This is a genomic window from Staphylococcus sp. HMSC072B07, from assembly GCF_001815505.1.
Taxonomy (GTDB): domain Bacteria; phylum Bacillota; class Bacilli; order Staphylococcales; family Staphylococcaceae; genus Staphylococcus; species Staphylococcus simulans.
Genome location: NZ_KV820945.1, coordinates 5,514 through 6,413, shown reverse-complemented (window position 1 = coordinate 6,413; position 900 = coordinate 5,514). Strand labels below are relative to the sequence as shown.

The window sequence follows — 900 nt, the reverse complement described above, 5'->3', positions numbered from 1 at the left end:
TTAGGTACTTTTGTTGAATCGTCAACTGTTACTATCGGTGTTCCTTTGTCAGCTGGGAAGTTTGGTACTGTGACTTTGTCTTTGACTTCTTGTTCAGTTGTACCTTGACCAAATGGTTTTGTGATTGGTTGAGTCGTTGGTTCATAAGTATCGGAGTCTTTTGGACCGACCGTAACTTTTACATTCACTGTATCCGTTGTTTTATCTGGATAAGTCACTGTGACTGGAACTTCGAACTCGCCGCTTGTTTTACCGTCAGTTACTTTCGTTGTATCTACAGTAATAACTGGTTGATCTCCTTCTTTAGGGAAATCTGGAACACTTACTTTGCCTTTAACTTCTTCTGGAGTAGTTGGTGTGCCATATGGTTTTGTGATTTCTCCCGCAGTCGGTTCATATTTTTCATTTTGTGGTTGCGGAGTCACTGTGACTTTCACTACCACATGATCTTTCGTACCGTCTGGATATGTCACCGTTACTGGCACATCGAATTCACCTGGTGTTTGACCGTTCGGAATTTTAGTTGGGTCATCCACTGTTACTACTGGTGTTCCTTTATCTGCTGGGAAGTTCGGTACTGTCACTTTGCCTTTCACTTCACCTTCAGTTGTACCTTGACCAAATGGTTTTTCAATCGGTTTCACTGTTGGTTCATAAGTGTCAGAATCTTTCGGTCCGACTGTTACTTTAACTTTCACAACATCCGTTGTTTTATCTGGATAAGTCACTGTGACTGGAACTTCGAACTCGCCGCTTGTTTTACCGTCAGGTACTTTTGTTGTATCCACTGTGATTACAGGTTGGTCGCCCTCTTTAGGGAAATCCGGAACACTTACTTTACCTTTGACTTCATCTTCAGTAGTTGCTGTGCCATATGGTTTTGTGATTTCTCCCGCAGTC

General features: G+C 42.3%; 1 protein-coding gene. It reads right to left on the bottom strand.

From position 1 onward, the window contains the following. The coding region (locus tag HMPREF3031_RS13535) for a Rib/alpha-like domain-containing protein (RefSeq protein ID WP_257243614.1) at positions 1 to 900 on the bottom strand (900 nt) is incomplete at both ends.